At 69.5% G+C, this 22,227-nt stretch carries 19 protein-coding genes; 7 read left to right on the top strand and 12 right to left on the bottom strand.

Features of this window, described 5'->3' with window-relative positions:
* Positions 1–7 precede the first annotated feature (7 nt).
* The gene (locus ATL42_RS05065; protein ID WP_098454413.1) at positions 8–301 is read right to left on the bottom strand and encodes a hypothetical protein; all 294 of its coding nucleotides are present in this window, start codon (positions 299–301) and stop codon (positions 8–10) included.
* Between the two features lie 9 nt (positions 302–310).
* Entirely contained in the window at positions 311–892 is a 582-nt protein-coding gene (locus ATL42_RS05070) for a tyrosine-type recombinase/integrase (RefSeq protein WP_245862146.1), read from the bottom strand.
* 211 nt (positions 893–1,103) lie between these two features.
* Here ATL42_RS05070 and ATL42_RS05075 point away from each other — a divergent pair, with 211 nt between their 5' ends.
* The 4 genes from ATL42_RS05075 (at position 1,104) to ATL42_RS05090 (ending at position 4,755) form a co-directional block, all read left to right on the top strand.
* Entirely contained in the window at positions 1,104–2,261 is a 1,158-nt protein-coding gene (locus ATL42_RS05075; protein ID WP_098454415.1) for an LLM class flavin-dependent oxidoreductase, read from the top strand.
* A complete protein-coding gene (locus tag ATL42_RS05080; protein WP_098454416.1) occupies positions 2,258–2,824 on the top strand; it encodes a MarR family winged helix-turn-helix transcriptional regulator in 567 nt (188 codons plus the stop codon). The genes ATL42_RS05075 and ATL42_RS05080 overlap by 4 nt, the downstream gene beginning before the upstream one ends.
* The gene (locus tag ATL42_RS05085; RefSeq protein WP_098454417.1) at positions 2,821–3,441 is read left to right on the top strand and encodes an FMN reductase; all 621 of its coding nucleotides are present in this window, start codon (positions 2,821–2,823) and stop codon (positions 3,439–3,441) included. Before ATL42_RS05080 ends, ATL42_RS05085 begins: the two co-directional genes overlap by 4 nt.
* 171 nt (positions 3,442–3,612) lie before the next feature.
* Positions 3,613–4,755, top strand: coding sequence for an ATP-grasp domain-containing protein (locus ATL42_RS05090; RefSeq protein WP_169925340.1), 1,143 nt, complete (start codon positions 3,613–3,615; stop codon positions 4,753–4,755).
* Between the two features lie 36 nt (positions 4,756–4,791).
* Here ATL42_RS05090 and ATL42_RS05095 read toward each other — a convergent pair whose 3' ends face one another.
* Positions 4,792–5,247, bottom strand: a complete 456-nt coding sequence (locus tag ATL42_RS05095; protein WP_098454419.1) for a tellurite resistance TerB family protein — start codon at positions 5,245–5,247, stop codon at positions 4,792–4,794.
* A 146-nt stretch (positions 5,248–5,393) separates the two neighbouring features.
* Between ATL42_RS05095 and ATL42_RS05100 the strand changes: the two genes are divergently transcribed.
* Positions 5,394–6,770, top strand: coding sequence for an MFS transporter (locus ATL42_RS05100; protein ID WP_098454420.1), 1,377 nt, complete (start codon positions 5,394–5,396; stop codon positions 6,768–6,770).
* Here the strand turns inward: ATL42_RS05100 and ATL42_RS05105 are convergent.
* Positions 6,720–9,371: an ATP-binding protein gene (locus ATL42_RS05105; RefSeq protein WP_098454421.1), complete on the bottom strand. Its 2,652-nt coding sequence runs from the start codon at positions 9,369–9,371 to the stop codon at positions 6,720–6,722. The genes ATL42_RS05100 and ATL42_RS05105 overlap by 51 nt on opposite strands.
* 331 nt (positions 9,372–9,702) lie before the next feature.
* Here ATL42_RS05105 and ATL42_RS05110 point away from each other — a divergent pair, with 331 nt between their 5' ends.
* Both ATL42_RS05110 and ATL42_RS05115 read left to right on the top strand, forming a co-directional pair.
* Complete coding sequence (locus ATL42_RS05110) at positions 9,703–10,443, top strand: GAF and ANTAR domain-containing protein (protein ID WP_098454422.1); 741 nt, start codon at positions 9,703–9,705, stop codon at positions 10,441–10,443.
* A 5-nt stretch (positions 10,444–10,448) separates the two neighbouring features.
* Entirely contained in the window at positions 10,449–11,480 is a 1,032-nt protein-coding gene (locus tag ATL42_RS05115) for a magnesium and cobalt transport protein CorA (RefSeq protein WP_098456352.1), read from the top strand.
* 63 nt (positions 11,481–11,543) lie between these two features.
* Here ATL42_RS05115 and ATL42_RS05120 read toward each other — a convergent pair whose 3' ends face one another.
* The 8 genes from ATL42_RS05120 to ATL42_RS05155 form a co-directional block, all read right to left on the bottom strand.
* Positions 11,544–11,861, bottom strand: coding sequence for a hypothetical protein (locus ATL42_RS05120; protein WP_098454423.1), 318 nt, complete (start codon positions 11,859–11,861; stop codon positions 11,544–11,546).
* A 107-nt stretch (positions 11,862–11,968) separates the two neighbouring features.
* The gene (locus ATL42_RS05125; RefSeq protein ID WP_098454424.1) at positions 11,969–13,294 is read right to left on the bottom strand and encodes a UDP-glucose dehydrogenase family protein; all 1,326 of its coding nucleotides are present in this window, start codon (positions 13,292–13,294) and stop codon (positions 11,969–11,971) included.
* A gap of 118 nt (positions 13,295–13,412) precedes the next feature.
* Entirely contained in the window at positions 13,413–14,270 is an 858-nt protein-coding gene (locus ATL42_RS05130) for a polysaccharide pyruvyl transferase family protein (RefSeq protein WP_098454425.1), read from the bottom strand.
* Complete coding sequence (locus tag ATL42_RS05135; RefSeq protein WP_098454426.1) at positions 14,267–15,715, bottom strand: lipopolysaccharide biosynthesis protein; 1,449 nt, start codon at positions 15,713–15,715, stop codon at positions 14,267–14,269. Before ATL42_RS05135 ends, ATL42_RS05130 begins: the two co-directional genes overlap by 4 nt.
* Positions 15,712–17,067, bottom strand: coding sequence for an O-antigen ligase family protein (locus ATL42_RS05140; protein ID WP_098454427.1), 1,356 nt, complete (start codon positions 17,065–17,067; stop codon positions 15,712–15,714). The genes ATL42_RS05135 and ATL42_RS05140 overlap by 4 nt, the downstream gene beginning before the upstream one ends.
* The gene (locus ATL42_RS05145; protein ID WP_098454428.1) at positions 17,057–18,127 is read right to left on the bottom strand and encodes a glycosyltransferase; all 1,071 of its coding nucleotides are present in this window, start codon (positions 18,125–18,127) and stop codon (positions 17,057–17,059) included. The genes ATL42_RS05140 and ATL42_RS05145 overlap by 11 nt, the downstream gene beginning before the upstream one ends.
* Positions 18,124–20,100: a glycosyltransferase gene (locus ATL42_RS05150; RefSeq protein ID WP_098454429.1), complete on the bottom strand. Its 1,977-nt coding sequence runs from the start codon at positions 20,098–20,100 to the stop codon at positions 18,124–18,126. The genes ATL42_RS05145 and ATL42_RS05150 overlap by 4 nt, the downstream gene beginning before the upstream one ends.
* Positions 20,097–22,217, bottom strand: a complete 2,121-nt coding sequence (locus tag ATL42_RS05155) for a polysaccharide pyruvyl transferase family protein (protein WP_098454430.1) — start codon at positions 22,215–22,217, stop codon at positions 20,097–20,099. Before ATL42_RS05155 ends, ATL42_RS05150 begins: the two co-directional genes overlap by 4 nt.
* Positions 22,218–22,227: the final 10 nt, after the last annotated feature.

The following is a 22,227-nucleotide window of genomic DNA, read 5'->3' on the forward strand; positions in this document are numbered from 1 at the left end:
GATCGACTCAGCCTCGTACCGGAGACCACCGAGCGCCGTAGCGCCGCGTCAACCCGGTCGGCTGGAGCTCTGCGAGTGCTCTTGTCGTCGCACAGACGTGGTCCGCGGTGCGTCGTGCGTGAGCGTCGTCGTCTGCCGTGAACCGGACGGTGATCCGTGCCTCGCCCGACACGACGGCGACGTCGAACGCTTCGACCGTCGCGAGCTCACGAGCGGCGGCCGCGGCAGCGGGCAGGAGGTCTGGCGGCGCGACCCCTCGAGCAAGACGGCCGATGGTTGCGGTCACACGGAACGAAGGCACCCGAGCAGACTAGGCCAGGCGCTCGGACGCGTCGCTCTCGTCGTCGGTACCGGGCTCGTCCGGCACGTCCCCGGACTCGCTGGGGTGGAGGTGCGCCCACCAGGCGCGTCGGAGCTGCTCGAACCGGGTGGGCAACGGGTCCCTGAAGCCTGCATGGCGTGCGTTCGTCCGGTGGACGAACCGTCGCCACGACAGCACGAGCCCCTGCTTGGTGATCGGCAGGCCGGCGATGACGGTCACGCCGTTGTCGTGGGTGTGGTGGACGGTGAGCAAGAGGGCTCTGGGCACCGAACCCTCCAGCTCGGCACAGAGCTCCTGACGGACGACGAACCAGCGCCGCAAGACGAGACCCACGTCAGGGTCCAGCGGGTGCACCCGCGCTGTGCGGTGCTTGCCGTGCGTGACCACCACGCTCCCCTGGTCCGCCGAGAACGAGTCCATGGTGCAGCGCAGGAGGTCGCCGTACCGTGCACCGGTCGCACGCGAGAGCCCGACGATGACAGCGAGCCGCACGGTCTCGGGTTTTGCGTCTGTTCTCAGTGCTTCGACAGAGAGCTCGCGCCACACCCACTCGGCTTCGGCGTGCGTCACGGGAGGTCTCGGGTATCGGGATGTCCCTGCTTGTTCTGGTGGTGCGTTCATCGTCTGAGTCTCCCTGGAGCGCACGTCAGCGCTTGGCACACTATTTATATCAGAAGAGAAGCTATGAGAGTGATCGAGGTCACGGGAATATGCGCGCCACCTCTGTAGTTGAAGGCTAAACTAGATGCAAACGCATCGATCGCAAACAGAGGAGAACGCCATGCAGTTCGGAATCTTCACCGTCGGAGACGTGACGACGGACCCCACCACCGGGTACTCCCCTACCGAGAACGAACGCATCAAGGCGACCATCCAGATCGCGCTCAAGGCCGAAGAGGTCGGTCTCGACGTCTTCGCCACCGGAGAGCACCACAACCCTCCGTTCGTCCCCTCCTCCCCCACCACCACCCTCGCGTTCATCGCGGCACAGACGTCACGGATCCTCCTCTCGACCTCGACGACCCTCATCACCACCAACGACCCCGTGAAGATCGCCGAGGACTACGCGACGCTCCAGCACCTCGCAGACGGCCGGATGGACCTCATGCTGGGGCGCGGCAACACCGGGCCCGTCTACCCGTGGTTCGGCAAGGACATCCGTCAGGGCATCCCGCTCGCAGTCGAGAACTACGCACTCCTTCACCAGCTGTGGCGCGATGAGGTCGTGAGCTGGGAAGGCACGTTCCGGACCCCGCTCCAGAGCTTCACATCGACCCCTCGCCCGCTCGACGGCGTCGCTCCGTTCGTGTGGCACGGCTCGATCCGGAGCCCCGAGGTCGCCGAGCAGGCTGCCTACTACGGGGACGGCTACTTCCACAACAACATCTTCTGGCCGGTCGAGCACACCGCACAGATGGTTCAGCTCTACCGCGCCCGGTTCGAGCACTACGGTCACGGCACAGCCGACCAGGCGATCGTCGGGCTCGGCGGTCAGGTCTTCATGCGCAAGAGCTCCCAGGACGCCAAGCGTGAGTTCCGGCCGTACTTTGACAACGCCCCCGTCTACGGTCACGGCCCCTCGATGGAGGACTTCACCAAGCAGACGCCCCTGACAGTCGGCAGCCCGCAGGAAGTCATCGACCGCTACGCCACCATGCGTGAGCACGTCGGGGACTACCAGCGCCAGCTCTTCCTCATGGACCACGCCGGGCTCCCGCTCAAGACGGTCCTCGAACAGCTCGACATCCTCGGCGGCGAGGTCGTCCCCGCTCTGCGCAAGGAGTTCGCCATCGGCAGGCCCGCGCACGTGCCCGACGCGCCCACGCACGCCTCCCTCGTCGCACAGGCCGGCGGTCCCGTCGCGCACGCCGTGCACGGGGTCGACGACGTCACCGGCGCGTCGCCCGTCGACGCCCTCGCGCACGAGGGGCTCCGATGAGCGCCGACGTCCTCTCCCCCGCCGGAGAGCGCCCACAGGCCTCCACAGGCCGGCATGCCACGGTGGCAGCTGCACCCGACTCTCACGTCGCAGCACGCTCGTGGGAAGCACTGTTCCGAGCCCAGGTCACCCTCATGCGGCGGTTCGCCGCCGAGGACGTCTGGGCCCCCTTGACCGTGCGGGAGTACGACGTGCTCTTCACGCTTTCCCGGGCACCCGAGCACGGCCTGCGCCTGCACGAGCTCAACGAGGACATGCTCCTCAGCCAACCGTCCCTCAGCCGCATGGTCGACCGTCTGGAGGCGCACGGTCTCGTCTCGAGACGGCCGTCCGTGGGCGACCGTCGCGGGCTGCTCATCGTGCTGACCCCGCAGGGCGCCCAGCTGCAGAAGTCCATCGGTCGCAAGCACGTCGAGAGCATCCGCGCGTACGTCGAGCCCGCGCTGACGCTCGAGGAGCTGCGCACCCTCGAGCACCTGTGCACCAAGCTCCGTTCAGCGCAGACAACCATCGCGACCCGTACCCCTCACACACCCGCCCAGGCGGAGGAACGAGCATCATGACCACACGCACGATCGTCGCTGTCACGGCCGGACTGAGCCAGCCGTCGTCGACCCGCCTGCTCGCCGACCGTCTCGTCGCCGCCACCGTGGCAGCGATGGACGCATCGGGCGACCCGGTGACCGTCCGCACCATCGAGCTGCGCGATCTCGCCCACCAGATCACCGACAACCTGCTCACGGGGTTCCCCGCACCAGAGCTCGCCGACGCGATCGACGCGCTCACCCGAGCCGACGGGATCATCGCCGTCACACCGATCTTCACCGCGTCCTACTCGGGCCTCTTCAAGTCGTTCTTCGACATCGTCGACTCGTCCGCGATCACCGGCACCCCGGTGCTGCTCGGTGCGACGGCAGGCACAGCCCGGCACTCTCTCGCTCTCGAGCACGAGATGCGTCCGCTCTTCGCCTATCTTCGAGCGCTCATCACCCCGACCGCGGTCTTCGCCGCCTCCGAGGACTGGGGCAGCGGAGACGGGACCACCACGGGGCTGCACCAACGGATCACGCGAGCCGCAGGAGAGTTCTCAGGACTGGTTCGTGGGAGCGGTGTGGCACGTGTGACGACGGACCCGTTCGCGAATCTCATCCCTTTTGCGCAACAGCTTGCTGGGAAGTGACCCGACCCCTTTACTCACGGCAGATCGCGAGTAAGGTTGCGCCTGCGAGAGCGTCCGGAGTCTGAGACGTCATTCTTCGCACCCCCGCCACACCCCCCACCGCACAACGTCCTCGGCACCGCGCACCCTCGGCACCGCCCCCACCGCACGTCATCTTCAAGCAGGGACCCCTTGACTCTCAACATCTGGCTCAACCGCACCTACGCCACCAACTACTGGTTCCTCCAGATGCTCAGGAACAATCCGGATCATGCGGACGTGCGACTGTTCGCCACCCACACCGACGAGACGTCCCCCGTCCTGCGCGCAGCCGACGTCGCACTCATGGAGCCGTCCCTCGGGGGCGAGGACTACGTCGACTGGGCTCTCGAGTTCTGCCGTACCCACGCGATCGACGTGCTGCTCCCCGGCAGAGGGATCCGGCGGATCGTCGCGCGCAGCGAGGAGTTCGAGGCCATCGGGGTCAAGGTCCTCGCCTCACCATCGGCGTCGATCGCCTTGCTCGACGACAAGGACGCGGCCTACCGGTCGGCGCGCGGCCTCGGGATCCCCGTCCCGCCGTGGCGCACCGCCCAGGGCGCCGACGAGCTCGAAGAAGCCTATTCGTCGCTGCGCGACGAGCTCGAGCCCGACGAGAAGATCTGCATCAAGCCGATCAGCGGGGTCGGCGCCGAGGGATACCGTCTCCTCGACGACCGACCGATGAGCGTCTCAGACCTGCTCGCGGCCCCGGCCCACCGTGCCCGCCTCGACGAGGTCACCGCTGCGTTCCGCGCCGCCGAGGCCGCGGAGCGTGAGGTCCCACGTCTCATGGTCATGCCGTACATGGCGTCCCCGGAGATCAGCGTCGACTGCCTCTCCACGACGTTCGGCGAGACGCTCGTGGCGCTCCCCCGTGCCAAGGCAGGCCGTCGCAGGACGTTCCTCGCCGACACTCCCGAGGCAGCGCGGATCGCCCACCGCGTCGTGGACTCCTACCAGCTCGCCTACCTCACCAACACGCAGCTGCGGTGGTGGCGCGGAGAGCTGACGCTGCTCGAGGTGAACACCCGCCCGTCGGGTGGCCTCTATGCCTCGTCGCTCACCGGCGTGAACCTCCCGTGGGCCGCGATCCAGCTCGCGCTCACCGGGCAGACGACTCTCGAGGTGCCCGAGCTCGGTGCATCGTTCGTCACCGTAGAGACCCTCGTCCCGCTCCCCCGCGAGACAGCCGCACCAGCACTGCTGCGGAACGTCAACCCTGGGCTCGTCAAAGAGCCGTCCGTCGACGACCTCGAGGCCAGCGCGCGAAAGCTCGCCGACCTCCTGCCCTGACGAGGGAGGAGACCGACGAGCCGGGTCGAGCAGGTCTCAGAGGTCGAACTCTGCCGGGGCGATGCCCACCGCGAAGCACGCGTCCTTGACCGCCTGGCGCTCGTCGTCGTCGAAGTCACCGTCGGCTCCACCGATGATGATGCCGATCTGCACGACGGCGCGCGCCTGGTCCTGCTTCGGCTTCAGCCTCGAGATCGCGGAGACCGCCTCGACCTTGCCGAAGTCGTAGTCGCGGTCGAGCTTGTCGCAGTAGAAGTCGAACTTCTGGCGCAGGTCGTCTGGCGCGAAGACGGACAAGACGTCGTTGCTCATGATGAGACCGGCGGTCTTGCTGCGCTCCGAGGGATCGATCTTGCCGTCGGCCGCCGCGATGAGTGCGCACATCGCCATGCTCGCGTTCGCAAAGTCCTTGTTGGCGAACTGCTTGGCCTTCGTCTTGAGCTGTCCGTTCATCTCGGTCGTCTTCGACTTGAGGTTGTCCCAGAACGCCATCAGTTCTCCTTCGCTCGGTGTTCAGCAGGGTGGGGACCCGTGCCGCTCGATGGTGAGATCCTATCCGGGCGCTCACCGCACGCCGCGCTGCGTCGTCACGTGCACCTGCAGGGACGCGCGTCGGACACCCGAGGATCGAGAAGCCCATGACACAGACCCGCAGCGCCGGTGGACGCAGTCCGCAGACGAGATCGCAACGGCTCGACAGCCTGCCGTTCACCGCCGAGCACCGCCGGCTCGTCGTCGGCTCCGGGACGGGGTGGGCTCTCGACGCGATGGACGTCGGGCTCATCTCCTTCGTCATGGCCAGCCTCGCCGTCCAGTGGGGGCTCACCGACACGGAGCTCTCGTGGATCGCGTCGACCGGGTTCGTCGGGATGGCGCTCGGAGCGAGCCTCGGCGGGCTCCTCGCCGACAGGTTCGGCCGGCGTCAGGTCTTCGCCCTGACGCTCCTCGTCTACGGCACGGCGACCGGTGCGTCAGCGCTCTCCGCATCGGTCGGGATGCTCGTCGTGGCACGTCTCGTCGTCGGGCTCGGGCTCGGCGCCGAGCTTCCTGTCGCGTCGACGCTCGTCAGCGAGTTCGCACCCGCGCGCATCCGCGGCCGTGTCGTCGTCGTGCTCGAAGCCTTCTGGGCCGTCGGATGGTTGCTCGCGGCGCTCATCGGCTTCCTCGTGATCCCGCTGAGCGACGACGGGTGGCGGTGGGCGCTCGCTCTGGGCGCGGTGCCGGCCGTGTACTCGGTCGTCGTCCGCCGTACCCTGCCCGAGTCGGTGCGGTTCCTCGAGAGCGTCGGCCGCCACGACGAGGCCGAGAAGACCGTGCTGCGGTTCGAGGCATCGGCCGGCGTCACGGCCCAGCCCACGGATCCACGAGTCTCCCCCGATACACCCCCCGATGCCGCAGACCCCGGCCACGGGACCGGTCCGGTGGCGCCGCCACGGCTCTGGTCGCCGTCGCTGCGCCGACGGACGGCGAGCCTGTGGACCGTCTGGTTCGGGGTGAGCTTCGCCTACTACGGCGCCTTCATCTGGCTGCCGACCCTGCTGCACGCATCGGGCTTCTCGCTCGTCCGGTCGTTCGGGTACACGCTCGTCATCACCGCCGCCCAGCTCCCCGGCTACGCAGTCGCGGCCGTCCTCATCGAGCGGTGGGGCCGGCGTCAGACCCTCGCTACCTTCCTCTCGGGATCCGCCGTCTCGGCGATCCTCTTCGGGACTGCGGACAGCACCGTGGCGATCCTTGCCGCAGGCATGCTCCTGTCCTTCTTCAACCTCGGTGCATGGGGTGCGTTGTACGCCGTCACGCCGGAGATCTACCCGACGAGCATCCGTGGCCGTGGTGCAGGCTCTGCAGCGGCCTTCGGACGGATCGCATCGATCGTCGCCCCGTTGTGCGTGCCGTTCCTCCGAGACGCTGGCGGCACGCAGGTGGTCTTCGTCGTCTTCGCGGCAGCGTTCGTCGTCGCTGCGCTAGGCGTCCTGGGCATCCCGGACCGTCGTGGGCGTCCTCTGGACGAGTGAGGTGGTCCTGTGGTCGCGCGCGACGCCGGGCTCGAGGAGCCCTGCCGCGTGCAGCGCGTCGTGGAGCGCGACCGGGGTGAGCACGCCGAGCTTGGTGTAGACGCTGTCCAGCAGCACCTGGACCTTGCGGGGGTCCAGTCGCACGAGGTCCGCGGTCTGGGCGACCGTGCGGAGCAGGCTGGCGTGCCGCGCCACCTCGATCTCGCGAGCGGTGAGGATGGTTCGCAAGGCGATGTTCGAGCGCCGGGACGCGATCCACGGCCCAGCACCTCCTCCGAGGATGATGAGGTCTCCGGTCCGGCCCTCCCAGGTGCTCGCGGCGTCCACGCCTCGTGTCTCCCGGACGTGCTCCGCGATCCTCGCCGAGACGTCGGCAGCAGCAGAGAACATCCCGTACTGCTCGAGCTCGCTGACGATCTCGACTGATCCCTCGTAGTCGCCCTCCATCGCTGCGACCGCGTTGCGGTAGAGCATGCGCGCGAGATGCCCCCCGCTGAGACGGTCCACGCGCGCCAGGTCGTCGATCACGAGGTCTGGGCGCCCCAGCCGGACGACGACGTCGAGGAGGAAGGCTGCCAGGGTCGTCTCGCCACGGGCGAGGACGTTGCGACCACCGATGCACGCGATGTTCAGCGCCTCCGCGAGCCGTCCGTCGGCGTGAGCCTGCCGGGCCTCGGACCACAGGAGGAGCGCATCGACGCGGGGGGCGAGCCGCATCTGCGGGGTGAGGTGATCGAACGCAGACCGAGCCCCTGCGGCATCTCCGACGGCGACCGCGGCCGCGACCGCGAGCGCGTAGGCGACGGGCTCGTCCTCGTGCTCGAGAAGACCGTCTGGCTGCTCGGCGGCGGCCTCGCGGAAGTATCCGCAGGCGTCGAGCGCGAGCTCCTGTGCACGGGGGGCGCTCCCACCGAGCAGCTCGAAGAATCCCAACGACGACGCCCAGAGCCCAGCGCGCATGGGTGGTTCGTCGGGGTGCCCGAGGCGTCTGTCGACTCGTGTGCGGGCTGTCATGAGGTCGCCGCTCAGCGCTGCGAGGGACATCTCTACGAATTCGAAGTACGCCGCCGCGTCTGGTCGCTCGTCGACGAGAACGGGTGTGAGGGAACGCCCGGCCTCGATGGCTGTCCGGGCGAGGATGAGCGGTCCGGTGGTGATCCCGCGCATCGCCTGCGTCATCACGCTGTCGAGGCGTTCGATGCTCGAGGTGCCGGTGCCCTCGCCGAGGCTGGCGTCGAGGATCGTCTGCCAGAGGTCGCGGGTCTCCGCGATGGTTGCTCGGCCCGCTGCGGAGGTTGCGCGGCGTTGGAGGGCGTCGATGTGCGCGACCGCGGCGCGTGGGTCGCTGTGCCTGCTCCCCCAGTTCACGCCCATCCAGTGAGCGACTGATCCGAGCTCTGCGTCCGTCAGTGCGGTCTGGGACGCCGCGAGAAGTTCTTTGTCTGCGGTGGCGATGTCTCCGAGGACCGTCGAGACCGTTCCGAGGACCTCGTGAGCGAGGTGCGAGGGGACGCGGTGGAGCGCGACGCGGGCGAGGCGACGAGCGAGCGTGTACTCGCGTTCTTCGAGCGCCCAGGCGGCTGTCTGTGCGAGGAGCTGGGGTGCGATCGATGCTCCGGCGTCGACGTCGATAACCACCGCGCGGTAGAAGGCTGAGCGGTCGTCGACACCTGGGTGCGTGCGCAAGATCGTCACGGCGTCTTCCTGGGCCGCGCGCCATCGTTCTGCAGAGGCGTTGCGACGTGCGACCGCTGCGTAGACCGGGTCGGCGAACCGCATCTGGCTGGCGGGAGCGGGAGAGACGACGACGATGCCTTCGAGCTCGAGCGCATCGACGAGGTGGGGCTCGAAGGCGCTGGCCGGCAGCGGCTGGCCGGCGGCGAGCACCTCGATCACGTCGATCTGGTCGGCTGGTACGGAAGCGAGGTGGAGCGACGTGGCGTCGTTCACCCGGGGGCCGGGGTCGAGATACCCGGTGAGCTCGTGCGCTGTGCCGTTCCAGACGAGCACGCCCGACGCTGTCGAGGCGTCGAGCGACTCCCGCAGGGCACGTGGGTTGCCGTGGGCGTGGGCGACGACGGTGCGCCTGGACCGCGGCGAGAGGGGTCCGCCGAGGTAGGTGATCGCGAGGTACGAGATCTCGGACGGGCTGAGGGGGGTCACGGGGGTCACACCGAGAAGGTCGACCGAGCGGAGCTCGATGAGCTCTGGCGGCAACGGCTCGCTGTCCGTGACGCTGAGCATCATCCGGCACCCGCCGTGGCGGACCAGCGCGACGAGGGGCTGGAGCAGCTGGACGTCGAGACCGCCGACGTCGTCGACGAGGAGCACCATGCGTTCGCTGGCGCGCGCGCGCAGGGAGTCGAGCACGTAGGCCATGTTCTCGATCGCCTGCGGGCTCGTGGTGCGCCCTGAGACGCGGTAGACCTTGTACCCGCGCAGGACCATCGCTTCCCCGACGCGCTGGAGCAGCCAGGTCTTGCCGGATCCGACCGGGCCGGTGAGCAGCGTCGTGCGGTACCGGGCTCCGGGCTCGAGAGCACCTGCCAGCTGCGCTACGAGGTCGCCCCTCGTGATGAAGCGCCAGCTGGAGTGTGTCATCGGCAGAATGTACCAAGTCTTGTGGCAAGCATTTCGATAACCCCGGCCGAAGACGGGGTGAACTCGCCGCTGCCCTGTCCACCGACCGTGCCTCGGACCTCGGCGCTGCCCCGCCCGCGAGCGCTGGCACGGCCTCGTGGGGTGGGTGCCGGATGGTGGTGGGGGGCTGGTGGGGTGGGTGATCGTCGCGGGTGGGTGGTGGTGCTGGGTGGTTGGTGTGCGGTCGACGGGGACGGGGACGCGAACTACTGTGAGGCCGATCACTCACCCCTGCTGTGGTGCGGTTGTGCATCGTGCACGGTCGGCGGGCAGGACGTTGCCGGGAGCGCGCATGAGCACCATCGACCTGTCAGAGATCGACGAGCCGGGCACGCCTGGTCTCGGTGGGGACGAGGTGGTCCGGCGGGTCGGTGTGGTGGCGCGTTCGCTCGCTGAGGAGTCGGGGCTCCAGCCGATGTTGGACCGGACGGTCGAGCATGCAGTCCAGCTTCTTGAGGGGTGTCATTCGGCGGGGATCTCGCTGGTGGTGGCGCGGGGGCGGATCGAGACGGTGGCGCTGACGGACGATCTGGCGCGGCGTGGCGACGAGCGTCAGTACGAGCTGGACGAGGGGCCGTGCTTGACGGCGGTCCGTGATGCGGAGATCGTGTGGGCGCCTGATCTGGCGAACGACGCGCGGTGGCCGCGGTGGGCCCCGTGGGCGGTGGAGAACCTGGGTGTGCGGAGCATGCTGTGCATCCAGCTGTACACGGCTGTGGACAAGCACGGGGCGTTGAACCTGTACTCGCGGGACCGTGATGCGTTCCCGCTGGTGGATCATCCGGTGGCGACGATGTTTGCGACGGTTGCTGCGATGTCGTTGAAGAGTGCGCGCACGACGGAGGAGCTGCAGTCTGCTCTGCACACGCGCAACATCATCGGTCAGGCTCAGGGGATCATCATGGAGCGGTACTCGGTCGGTGCGGAGCAGGCGTTCTCTGTCTTGAGCCGTGTGTCCCAGGAGACGAACATGAAGCTCAGCGTCGTGGCGACCCAGGTTGCTGCGCAGCGTGTGATCCCGGGGCTGGCGTGAGCGTCGTGGGGATCGTCGACAACGCGGTGTATGCGGACGGGGTGCGGGTCGCGGAGCCGGCGTCGTTGGCGTCGACGTTCGAGGCTTTGCGTGCTGAGCGTGGGCGGTCGACGGACCCGATGGCGTGGATCGGTCTGTACCGGCCGGACCAGGAGCAGGTGCAGGCGGTCGCGGACGAGTTCGACGTCCATCCGTTGGCGGTGGAGGACACGATCAAGGCCCACCAGCGGCCGAAGCTCGAGCGGTACGGTGACGTGCTGTTCACGGTGCTGCGGACGGCGCGGTACATCGACTCGGACGAGCGTGTGGAGTTCGGGGAGCTGCACGTGTTCACGGGTCGGGACTTCGTGGTGACGGTGCGTCATGCGGAGTCTCCGGACCTGGCGAGGGTCCGGGCGCGGATGGAGGGGAACCGGGATCTCTTGCGGCACGGTCCGCACGCGGTGCTGTACGCGATCCTCGACGAGGTCGTGGACGAGTATGCGCCGGTGGTCGCGGGGCTGGAGAACGACATCGACGAGATCGAGGACGAGCTCTTCGGTGGGAGCCCGGACGTGTCTCGGCGCATCTATCAGCTCATCCGTGAGGTGATGGAGTTTCAGCGGGCGACGCATCCGTTGCTGGACATCCTCGAGGCGCTGGACGCGGGCGCGGTGAAGTACGGGATGGAGGAGGAGCTGCGGCGCAACCTGCGGGACGTGAAGGACCACGTCGTGCGGGTGGTGGATCGGGCGGACGCGTTCCGGGCCGTGCTGCAGAACTCGCTCACCGTGAACGCCACTGTCGTGGGTGAGCGGCAGAACGAGGAGATGCGTGCGATGACGGAGGCGAGCCTCGTGCAGAACGAGGAGGTCAAGCGGATCTCTGGCTGGGCGGCGATCTTGTTCGCTCCCACGTTGGTAGGGACGATCTACGGCATGAACTTCGAGCACATGCCTGAGCTCACGTGGTTGTACGGGTACCCGGCTGCGCTGGGGTTGATGGTTCTCGGTTCGGTGGTGCTCTATCGGGTCTTCAAGCGCAAGCAGTGGCTCTAGCCGCACGACGAAGGGGATCTCCCGGACGGGAGATCCCCTTCGTCGTGCGTGGTGAGCGTGGTGTCAGGCGTGCCCGACGCCGTCGTTCGTGGTCCACGGGTCGCCCGCAGGTGCAGCCGGGGCAGGTGGTGTGCTCTGGCTGTGGTCTTTCGAGGTGACGTTCTTCACGGCCTCGGTGACCTTGCCCTTGAGCACTGCTCCTTGGTCTTTGGCGACCTCGGTCGCCTTGTCCTGGAACGTGGTCACGGTCGACTGGACCGAGTCGCTGGCCCACAGGTCCTTGGCGTGGCCCTTGATGACCTCGAACTGACGCCGACCTGCACGAGTTCCCAGCACATAGCCGATCCCTGTACCGACGATGAAAGCAGCTTTGGACTTCATGGAGTGTCTCCTCCGTGTCGAGGGGGTGAAGTCTCGAGCCTAGGTGGAGGACCTGGACCTCGCACGGCGAGGCCGGGCGGGTGCCTGGTCTCGCCGTACGGGAGCAGTCATGGCCGGCCGAGCGCCCGGTAGGTCCATCCTGCAGCGCGCCAGGCGATCGGGTCGAGGACGTTGCGACCGTCGAGGATCCTGCGGTGGGCGACGAGCTCCGCGAGGGCCGTGGGATCGAGGTCGCGGTACTGCTGCCACTCGGTGAGCAGGAGCACGACGTCCGCGCCGGCGGCGGCTTCTTCCGCGGTGCGCACGTACTCGAGCCCGGGGACACGACGCCGGGCGTTGACGACCGCTTCGGGGTCGGTGGCCACGACGCGCGCTCCGAGGGCGTGCAGCGAGGCTGCGACGTCGAGCGCCGGGGAGTCGCGGGTGTCGTCGCTGTTGGGCTTGAAGGCGAGCCCGAGGACGGCCACGCGTGCGCCGGCGACCGGCTGGTCTCCGAGCACCTCAGCAGTGAGGTCGACCATGCGCTGGCGGCGGCGCAGGTTGATCGCGTCGATCTCGTGGAGGAAGCTCACGGCCTGGTCGGCACCGAGCTCTTCAGCGCGTGCCATGAACGCCCGGATGTCCTTGGGCAGGCATCCGCCGCCGAAACCGAGCCCGGCGTTGAGGAACCGGCGTCCGATGCGGTTGTCGTGCCCGATCGCGTCGGCGAGCTGGGTGACGTCTCCCCCGGCGACCTCGCAGAGCTCGGCCATCGCGTTGATGAACGAGATCTTCGTCGCGAGGAAGGAGTTGGCTGCGACCTTGACGAGCTCGGCTGTCGCGAAGTCGGTGACGATGCGCGGGGTCCCGCCAGCCAGTGCCCCGGCGTAGACGGCGTCGAGCGTCGTGACGGTCTGCTCACCGGTCGCGTCGCCGACGCCTCCGGTGACGCCGTAGACGATCCGGTCGGGGTGGAGGGTGTCCTTGACGGCGAACCCTTCACGGAGGAACTCGGGGTTCCACGCGAGCGTCGCACCGGGGACGACGGCGGTGAGCTCGGCCGCGAGCCGGCCTGCTGTGCCCACGGGCACGGTCGACTTGCCGACGACGACGTCCCCGGTCTTGACGCGAGCAGCAACCTCCCGGAACGCCGTGTCGACGTACGTGAGGTCCGCGGCGAACGAGCCTGCCTGCTGCGGCGTCCCGACGCACACGAAGTGCACGTCAGCGTCACGGATGGCATCCATGTCCGTGGTGAACCTCAGTCGGCCGCTCGCGTGCGTCTCAGTGAGGAGCTCGGGCAGCCCTGGTTCGAAGAAGGGGGCCTTGCCCGCGGCGAGCGCGTCGATCTTCTCTTGGTCGACGTCGACGCCGACCACCTCGTGGCCGAGCTTGGCCATGCATGCGGCGTGCACCGCACCGAGGTATCCGCAACCGACAACTGAGATCTTCATAGAGCGCCCCTGCTTCTGTGTTCGAGTGGTCCGTGCTGCTGGTGGTTCGTCTTGCGTGCGTGGGTGCCTGCCGACCGGCGGGCACCGACGTGGTCTGAAGGGCTGGTCGCCCGGGTGGTCAGGCTGTCGCCTGCGCGGTCCGTGCGGTCCGTGCGGGCCACAGGTCCCACGGGAACGCCTCAAGGAGCGGCGCCGGGTCCCAGGACATCTCGGCCGGCACGGTCCGGGCTGCGAGCGCGGTGTCGAGGTCGTCGAACGTGTGTACGTCTGTGCGTCCTGTGCCGGAGAAGTAGTCGTCGTACTTGAACGACGGTTCGGCGCGGGAGCGGACGAGGGCGACGGGGATGTCGAGGGCCTCGGAGATGACGAGGCCGTGGAGGGAGGAGGAGACGACGCGTTCGCTGCGGGCGAGGCGCTCGATGACGTGGTCGAGCGGTCCGCGGGGGTCGACGAAGGCGGGGTGGTCCTTCCAGTCGTCGACCTCGTTGAGGTTCGGGATGACGGCGAGCGTGTGGCGCTTGTCTGCTGCCCATGCTGTGACCCTGGGGTCGAGGTGCGGGAGGAGGAGCGCTGGGTCTCCGTAGACGTCGGGGACGTCGATGCCGCGTTCGGTGAGGAACTTCTGGGTGTGCAGGCCTCGGACGGCGCGGACGTCGAGGGAGGTGAAGCGGTAGACGTCGGGGGCGATCTTGCCGTTGACGCCCGTTCCCCAGACGGTGTCGCCTGTGCGGGCGAAGTGCATGACGGAACCGATGGTCAGGAGGTGCCCGGTGCGGGGGCTGCGTCCTGGGGGCAGCCGGCGCGGCACGGGGTAGGACGTGAGCCCTCGGGTGGTGCGGACGACCTTCTCGACGACGTAGGGGCCGAGGAGGTCGCCGAAGTTGTCTTTGCGCGGTCCCGTGGCGGTGAGCCTGCCGAGGCTCCCGCCGGTGCGGGTCTCGCGGGGGTTCCAGTGCACGAGCTTGACGGGTCTCATCGGCGTAGACCTTTCCGGAGTGTTGAGACGACGCTGCGCAGGTCGCGGCGCACAGCGGGGACGGCGGCGACGGCGAGTGCGACGACGAGCGCGCACACCCCGAGAAGTGCGGTGAGCTCGAGGACCGGGCCGAGGTAGGTCTCGAGGAGGTGTGCGGCGCCGCGTGCGACGACGACCATGACGGCAAAGATCGTCAGGGGTCGTGCTGCGCACAGGACGAGGGCTTTGGTGGGGATGCCGGCGCGTGGGACGGCCCAGATGGACAGGACGAGCCAGTTGACGGCGAGGCCTGCTGCGACGGCGGTGGCGACTCCGACGACGCCCCAGCGCAGGCCCAGGACGATGAGGCCGATCATGAACAGGCGGGTGATGACGGAGAACTTCAGCTGGAGGGCTGTCTTGTTCTTGGCGAGGAAGATCCAGTAGTAGACGTAGCCCATCGTCTGGAAGATCCCGCCGACGGCGAGGATCGAGAAGAGCAGGGGGGTGAGTCCCCACCCGGGGCCGAGGACGAGCTCGAGGAGCGGGTAGGCGACGGCCACGGCGACAGCGAAGGCGCCGCCGAGCCCGTAGGTGAGGATCATCTGGGCGCGCACGATGTAGGACTCGAAGAGGCGGGGGTCGCTCACCCGGGACAGGACGGGCAGGGCGACGCGTGTCATGGGTGCGGCGATCTGCTGGAGCGGGAGCCGGAAGAGCTGGTAGGCGCGGTCGTAGAGGCCGACGTCGAAGGATCCGAAGCTGCGTCCGAGGAGGACGGAGTCGATGTTGGCGCTGACGTAGTTGACGACCTGGACGCCCATCGTGTTGGTGCCGAAGGCGACGAAGCGACGGATGCTCGTGCGGCGGCGTGGGAGCCCGGGGTGCCATGTCGAGGCGAGGGTGAGCCAGACGAGCGCGGCGGCGGCCGCGACGAGCTGCTGCAGGACGAGGCTCCAGACGCCGATGCCGAGGACTGCGCCGGTGACGGCTGCGGTCAGGGCGAGTCCTTGTGAGCCGACGTCGACCCAGGCGAGGAGCTTGAACCGGAAGTCGCGGGAGGCGTTGGCGGCGAACTGTGCCTTGGCGGCCTGGAGGATGAACACGGTGGACAGGAGCCGGACGACGTTCGCGAGCTCGGGTGCGTCGTAGAAGTCGGCGATGAGGTCTGCTGCGAAGAAGACGACGGTGGCGCTGACGAGCCCGATGAGGACGTTGGTCCAGAAGATGTTGGTGCGTTCGGCGCCGTTGACCTCCTCGGCCTGGATGGAGGCGAGGGACAGGCCGAAGTCACCGAGGAGCAGGGCGATGCCGACGACCGCCATGACCATGGCGTAGAGGCCGAAGTCGTCTGGGGTCAGCAGGCGGGAGAGGATGACGATGCCCAAGGTCTGGATCATGAACTTGAGCCACTGGCCGCCGATGGTGGCGACGGCGCCGCGGACGGCGGTCTTGGAGAGGGTCATGGTCGGGCTCCTCGTGGCACGGGGCGGGCGGCGCGTGCCGGCGTCGTCGTGCGCGCTGCCCCGGGGGACGAGACCGTGGACGTGGCGGGTGCGTCGTCGACGACCGGGCGTGTGCGCTGGACCTGGCCGAGGAGCACCCCGCAGACGAGGAAGAGCGTCTCGGCGACCGGCTGCTGCACGACTGCCCACCCGCTGAGGCCGACGACGGTGATGCCGAGGAGCAGGACGAGGATCCCCCGTGCGTGGTCGCCGACCTGTCCGTCGGTGCGGACCCTGCGCAGCGCGACGCCGAGCGCGTACACGAACGGGAGGAAGAAGAAGGCTGCGCCGACGATCCCGAGCTCGGCTGCCGTGAGGAGGAACATGTTGTGCACCGGGTAGCCGGTGAGGGCGACGATGGGCTCGTGCCCGCCGACGGCCGTGACGTAGTTGTTCGGCCCGGTGCCGGTCCACGGCTGTGCAGCGATCTGCCGGTATCCCGCTGCGAGGAGCTCGGGGCGGTCTCCGCCCTCGCTGTCGACGGCGAAGCGCGTGAGGAGGCTGTCGAGCACGGGGACGAACACGGCGACTGTCCCCAGCGGCAGGAGGATCTTCTTGCCGAGGTTGCGCGTCGAGGGCAGGAGCAGCGCCCACGCGAGGATGACGACGACCATGGCGAGGATGTTGGCGCGGCTGAGCGTCGGTCCGGTCATCGCGAAGAGCACGAGGGCCGCGGCATAGCTCATGGCTCGCGTGCGCCCGGCGGTGGAGCGGCTCAGCGGCAGGAGCAGACCGAGGAAGATCACGCCGAGCTTTCCGAGCGTGGCCGGGTGGCCGAACAACCCGCTCGCGCGCTCGACGTCCCCCGCGCCGGAGGCGAGCTGGGACGCGACGCTCAGGCCCAGGACGCACGCCACGAGGAGCAGGACGAGCGCGACGAACCGGCCCGAGGCCCCGTCCGGGTCCAGACGCGCCCCGAGGTGGAGGCCCACAGCCCACGCGCAGGCGCACGCCAGGACGTGCAGGAGACCGGAGGACACGTTGGGCGACGCAGGCCACAGCACGAGCGCGCCGAAGCCGCAGAAGACGACGACGGGCACGGCGAAGCGGGCTGACCGGGGCAGCTTGCGCTCGACGAGCAGGACGAGAGCGAACCCCAGGAGCAGGGTGTTGTACGTCGTCAGTGCCGGGACCGCGCTGCTCACGCCCACGGTCCAGCCGAACGGCACGTCGCCGAAGCCCAGGAGGCGCACGGGCAGGAACGTCAGCGCCACGAAGAGGGCGGCGACAGCGAACCGGTAGCGGCCCATCGTGAGCACGACGCACATGACGGCGACGGCCCCGACGACCAGGAGGACGAGCTTAGGATCCATGGTTGGCCTGCTCGCTGCGTCCGTCCACGAGCTGCGCGTACCAGCGCGTCATGGACCGCCCCAGCGTCGACCAGTCGAGCGCCGAGAGGTCGGCGTGCTCCTCGGGCTGCTCGCGCGCCCACGCAGCCGTCTCCTCGAGGACCTCGGGCGTCAGCGGTGCGTCGTAGATGACGACCCAGCGGGACCCGACCATCGCCTGGAGCTCGACGAACGTCTCGGTCCGCGGCACGAGGACCGGGCGGTCCAGCGACAGGGCGAGCAGCGCGCTGCCCGAGTTCGTGACCTTCTCGTACGGGAGCACCACGACGTCTGCTGCGCTGACCATCGTCGACATCTCCTCGTCCTCGAGGTAGCGCAGCACGAGCTGGACCCGGTCGTCGGTGTCGGCGCTCTCCTGGAGGTAGGGCGCGCTGTCGTCCTTCACCGACCCAGCGACGAGCAGGTGCGCTGATCGAGACTGCACCCCAGCGAAGGCGTCGAGCAGCTGCCCCACACCCTTGTACCGACGGATCTGCCCGACGAACGCGAAGAGGACCCCGGCCCCGCGCAGGTCGAGGCGCTCACGGGCCGCAGCGCGCGGCGACGGGGTGACGACGTCCCGGTAGTGCCCGTGCGGAAGCACCACGTACGGCCGCTGCGCCAGGTACGGGAGCCGCTCGTACGCCTCGGTGCGCGACGCCTCGGACATGAAGTGCACGCCGGAGACGACCTTCTGGAGGTGAGCGAAGAAGCGCGCCTCGACCTCGGCGTTGTTGCCTTCGTGGTTGGCGAAGTTGTGCACGGTCCACACGACCCTGGTCCCTCGGGCACGAGCGAGCAGGAGCAGGGTACGGAGCATGAGCGAGCGCACCCGCGCACGGACGGTGCCCTTGCGGGAGAACTGCGCGTCGGGCCAGTGCCAGTGCCACACGTCTGCCCGACGAAAAGGGGAACGCTTGAGGTTGAACTCCCGCACGACCCAGCCCTGACGCTCGAGCCCTTCGGTGAGGAGCGCCTGGAACGGGTTCTTGGCCCGGTTCTGGCGAGCGGGCCACGACTCCACCACGCGGGGCCCGGTCATGCCGAGGCTCCTACGGTCGTCGCGGTGAGCGTGCCGCGCAAGAACGCGGCGAGGTCGCTCGAGCGCTCCCGTCCGGCGAATGCCGCGAGCGCGCGGGCGTGCTGTGCGGTGCGGTGGTCGGCGTCGGTGAGGCGAGCGATCGCGTCGCGCCACTCCTGGGGCGTTCCGGCGGGCTCGACGGGGCCGAGCGCGGCGAGGTCGCTGAAGACGGAGAGCCGGGAGGAGACGACGGGGCGGCCGCGCGCCCAGGCTTCCCACACGACGATGGGGTTGAGCTCGTACCGGCTGGGCATGAGGACGGCGTCGCACCAGTCGAGCTGCTCGTCGAGCCCGTCGGTGCGTCCGAGGTAGCGGACGTCGTGCCGGTCGGCGACGCGTGAGAGGTCGGCGAGCAGCGTCTCGCGCAGCGGTCCGTCGCCGGCGACGTGCAGGGTGACGGGGTGCTCGACGGCGTCGAGGATCTCGACGATGCGGTCGAGGCCCTTCTGCTCGGTGAGGCGGCCGGCGAGCAGGAGCCGGAGGTGGCCGTCGTCGAGGGTGGCGCGCGGGGGTGCGGCGGGGCCGGACGCGGCGATGAGGTTGGCTTCGGCGCGGGCGGCGCCCTGGACGGCGAAGCGGCGGTCGCGGATCTCCTCGACGGCCCGCTCAGAGGGAGTGGTGACGAGCTCGCAGCGGCGGGTGTACCGGCGCACGAGGATGTTCTCGAGGGCTCCGAGGCGGTCTGCGTCGTCGGTGGAGGGCAGCTGGTGGAAGCTTGCGGCGAGGTGGGCGTCGCGAGGGATCGCTCGGAGCGCGAGGCCGAGCACGAGGTGGCTGCCGCGCATGAGGGAGTAGATCCGCGTGCGTCCGTGCAGGACGGGGCGCACACGCTGGGCGGCCTGGAAGACGCCGAGGGGTGTGCGGGGGGCGTCGAGCATGATGAAGCGGTGGCTGCGCTCGGCGACGGACTCGAAGTCGCGGCAGCCGCCGAAGAGCACGACGACGTCGGCGGTGCCTGCCCCGACGTCGGCGAGGACGGACGCGAGCGCGTACTGCGCTCCCCCGCCCTCGAGCCAGGGGACGACGACGAGCGGACGGTCCGTGTCGTCGGAGGCGGGTGCGCTCGCGCCTGCGGCGCGGTGTGTGCCGGTGACGCGCTGCTCGATGCGGTCGATCGCCTTGAGGCTGATGCCGAGGGCGCCACGGCGCGCTGCGTCGAGGTACCGGCGGTGGGCGACGCTGGTGCGGGCGCCCATCATGGCGGCCCCGCCGCGGATCGCCCGCTGTGTCATCGACGTGATGTCGATCCCGTCGGCGTCGGCGTAGTGGCGCCGGATGGCTTCCTTGCACTCGAGAGCGGTCTGCGCAGAGCGTGATGCCTTGCCGACGAAGATGCTGTACTCGCACGCTGGCGTGTCGTGCTGGACGATGCCGCCGACGCGCGAGAGCCGGATGACGGTCTCGTAGTCTTCCGCGTACCGGGGGCGCAGGGCGGGCGGCTCGGCGACCTGGGACGCGAGCAGGGCGCTGCGGCGGACCACCTGGGCGGCGGGCGGCCACGGGCCGACGCCTCGCTGGAGGAGGTCTGCGGTCGTCACCGGCTGCCCCGGGGTCCCGTAGAGGGAGCGCAGGGAACGGTGGCCGTCCGGGTAGACCGCCACGACGCTCCCGGCGACCGCCGCGAGGGTCGGGTCGGCGTCGATGATCTCCACCGAGCGGCGCACGCCGGGGGCGCAGAGGCTGTCGTCTGCGTCGAGGAACACCAGGAGGTCGGTGTCGCACGCGTCCAGACCGCGCAGGCGGGCAGAGGCCGCGCCGGCGTTGTCCTGGCGGATGACGTGCGCGCCGCACCGGGCTGCGACCGCACCGGTGTCGTCTGTGCTGCCGTCGTCGACGACGATGACGCGGTCGGCCACGCCTGCTGTCGACGCGATGGCCCGCTCGATGGTGCTCCCGGCCTCGTAGGCCGCGATGATCACGGTGACGGCGCTCATGGGGCGACCACCGTCGCGGGGACGAGCGCGGCGACGGCGCTGGCGACCTCGGCTGAGCGCGAGGCGTACTGGGACGTCGCGCCGACGAGCAGCGCGTCGTAGCGTCGTCGCTCGTCCTCGTCCTCGAGGAGCGCCGTGACCTGGCGCTGCACGAGCGCCGGGTCGAAGCGCCGGACATTGTGGACGAACTCAGCGAGGCCGAGGTCGGCGAAGGCCGCGAAGCCCTTGCGCTCGTAGGACAGGTGGATGACGTAGTGCCCAGCCTTGAGCGCCATGAGCGCCGCGTGCATGCGGACGGCGACGATGACGCGGACGCCTCCGTCGTCGGACGGGACCATGAGGTCGTCGAAGCCCAGCGTCGTGCGGGGATGCATCGATGCCATCGCGGGGCGGTCGTCGTTCTTGCCCGCGGTGCTCTGGACGTACCCGTCGAAGGTGCCCATCCGGCGCGCGAGGTCGGCGAGCGGGGCAGGGATGCCGCCGTCGACGTGCCGCACGGAGAGGATCGGCGCGGCGTCGGGCGTCAGGCGGGCCGCGTCGCGGCCATCGCTCGTGATCTCGCCGAGGGCGAGGTCGGAGGTGCGCACCACGTTCGGCAGCGCGAGCTCGGCGACGGTCCGGTCGTCGCGGGCGAAGACGACGTCCACCGAGCGCAAGAGCCGGCGCATCGCAGGACGCGAGCCGAGGCGCAGCGGACCGATCGACTGCGGCAGGTACACGGTCGGCGCCTTGGTCCGGGCTGCGGCGAACAGCTGCGGACCGTGGATCAGCCCCGCCTTGAGGGACTCGACCAGGTGACCGAACCGCAGGTAGCCGCCCCCGACGCCGACGACGAGGTCGAAGTCGCCGAGGTGGCGCAGCGTCTTGAGGTAGGCGCGCCGGTACCCCGTGCGTCGCAGGCCGGAGTCGAGGACGCGCACACCCATGCCGTGGAAGCTGTCCGGGTGGTTCGCCGCGACGGTGATCTCGACGTCCTCTCCCAGTGCGCTGCGCACGATGTCGAGGGCGAGCTCGACGAGGAGGCCGTCGCCGCGGTTCGCGGCGCTGTAGCCGTGCAGGATGATCGCTCTGCGCGGGCGGCCGGGGGTTCCAGGGCGTCGGGCGGCGGACACCGCCTGGTCGTAGGTCCGGGCGAGGCTCTCGCGGTGCTCTTCGGGATTCATGCTCTCCTCGAGCTCGCACGTCAGTGCGAGGATCGTTGCTCGTGCGTCGGGGTCGTCGAGAGCCCGGCGGATGATGTGGACGGCTTGGGCTGCATCGTCGAACGACGCCAGCCGGGTGTGCGCGGTCGCCGCGATGGCGCGCACGACGGTCGGTACACGCAGGGCGGCCGCGTCGAGGACGCTCAGCGGGAACCCCTCGTAGGCGGCAGTGTGGACATACAGCGCAGCGCCTCCGAGCAGGTCGACGAGATCGGCGTCGCCGACCCAGCCGGTGACCTGGACGCCGGCAGCCTCGAGCTCGTTGCGCTGCTCAGCGTCCCCGTCGCCGATCCACCGGAACGTGATGCTCGGGTCGAGGGCGCGCGTGCGCCGGGCGATCTCGGCGAACAGCCCAGGGTCCTTCTGCGGGGAGATGCGCCCGACCATGACCACGGTGCGCCTGGGAGCGAGCTCCCCCGCCCCAGAAGACGCGGGCCGGCTGACCGTCGCGGCGTTCGGGACGTGCTCGACGTCGACAGCTCCCGTCGAGCGTGCGAGCGCCGCCTCGTGGGGCGTGAGAGCGACCGTGACCGTCGAGCGTGGTGCGAGCGCCGTCTCGACGAGACGGTAGGCAACCCGCAGCGCAGCCGGGCGGGCCGGGTCCTCGAAGACGTAGCAGTGCGGCTGGTAGACGATCGGGACAGGTGACGGCAGCGCACGCGTGTAGATGCCGGCCCACGACGAGTGGGCGAACACGACGTCGGGCGCGATCGAGCGGACCTCTCGGCGGACGGCGAGGATCCGGGCCACCAACGACTCCGGGAGCGTACGGACCTCGTCGAAGTCGTCGGGGGCCTGGTCTGCTGTGAGCGGCGAGCACAGCACGTGCGTGTGCTCGGGTGCCGCTCGCGCCGCCATGACGGCTGCTCGCAGGACCCCGCCACCGGTGCACTCGGTCACATGAAGGATCTTCATCGGAGCGGTC

The organism is Sanguibacter antarcticus (assembly GCF_002564005.1).
GTDB classification, from domain to species: domain Bacteria; phylum Actinomycetota; class Actinomycetes; order Actinomycetales; family Cellulomonadaceae; genus Sanguibacter; species Sanguibacter antarcticus.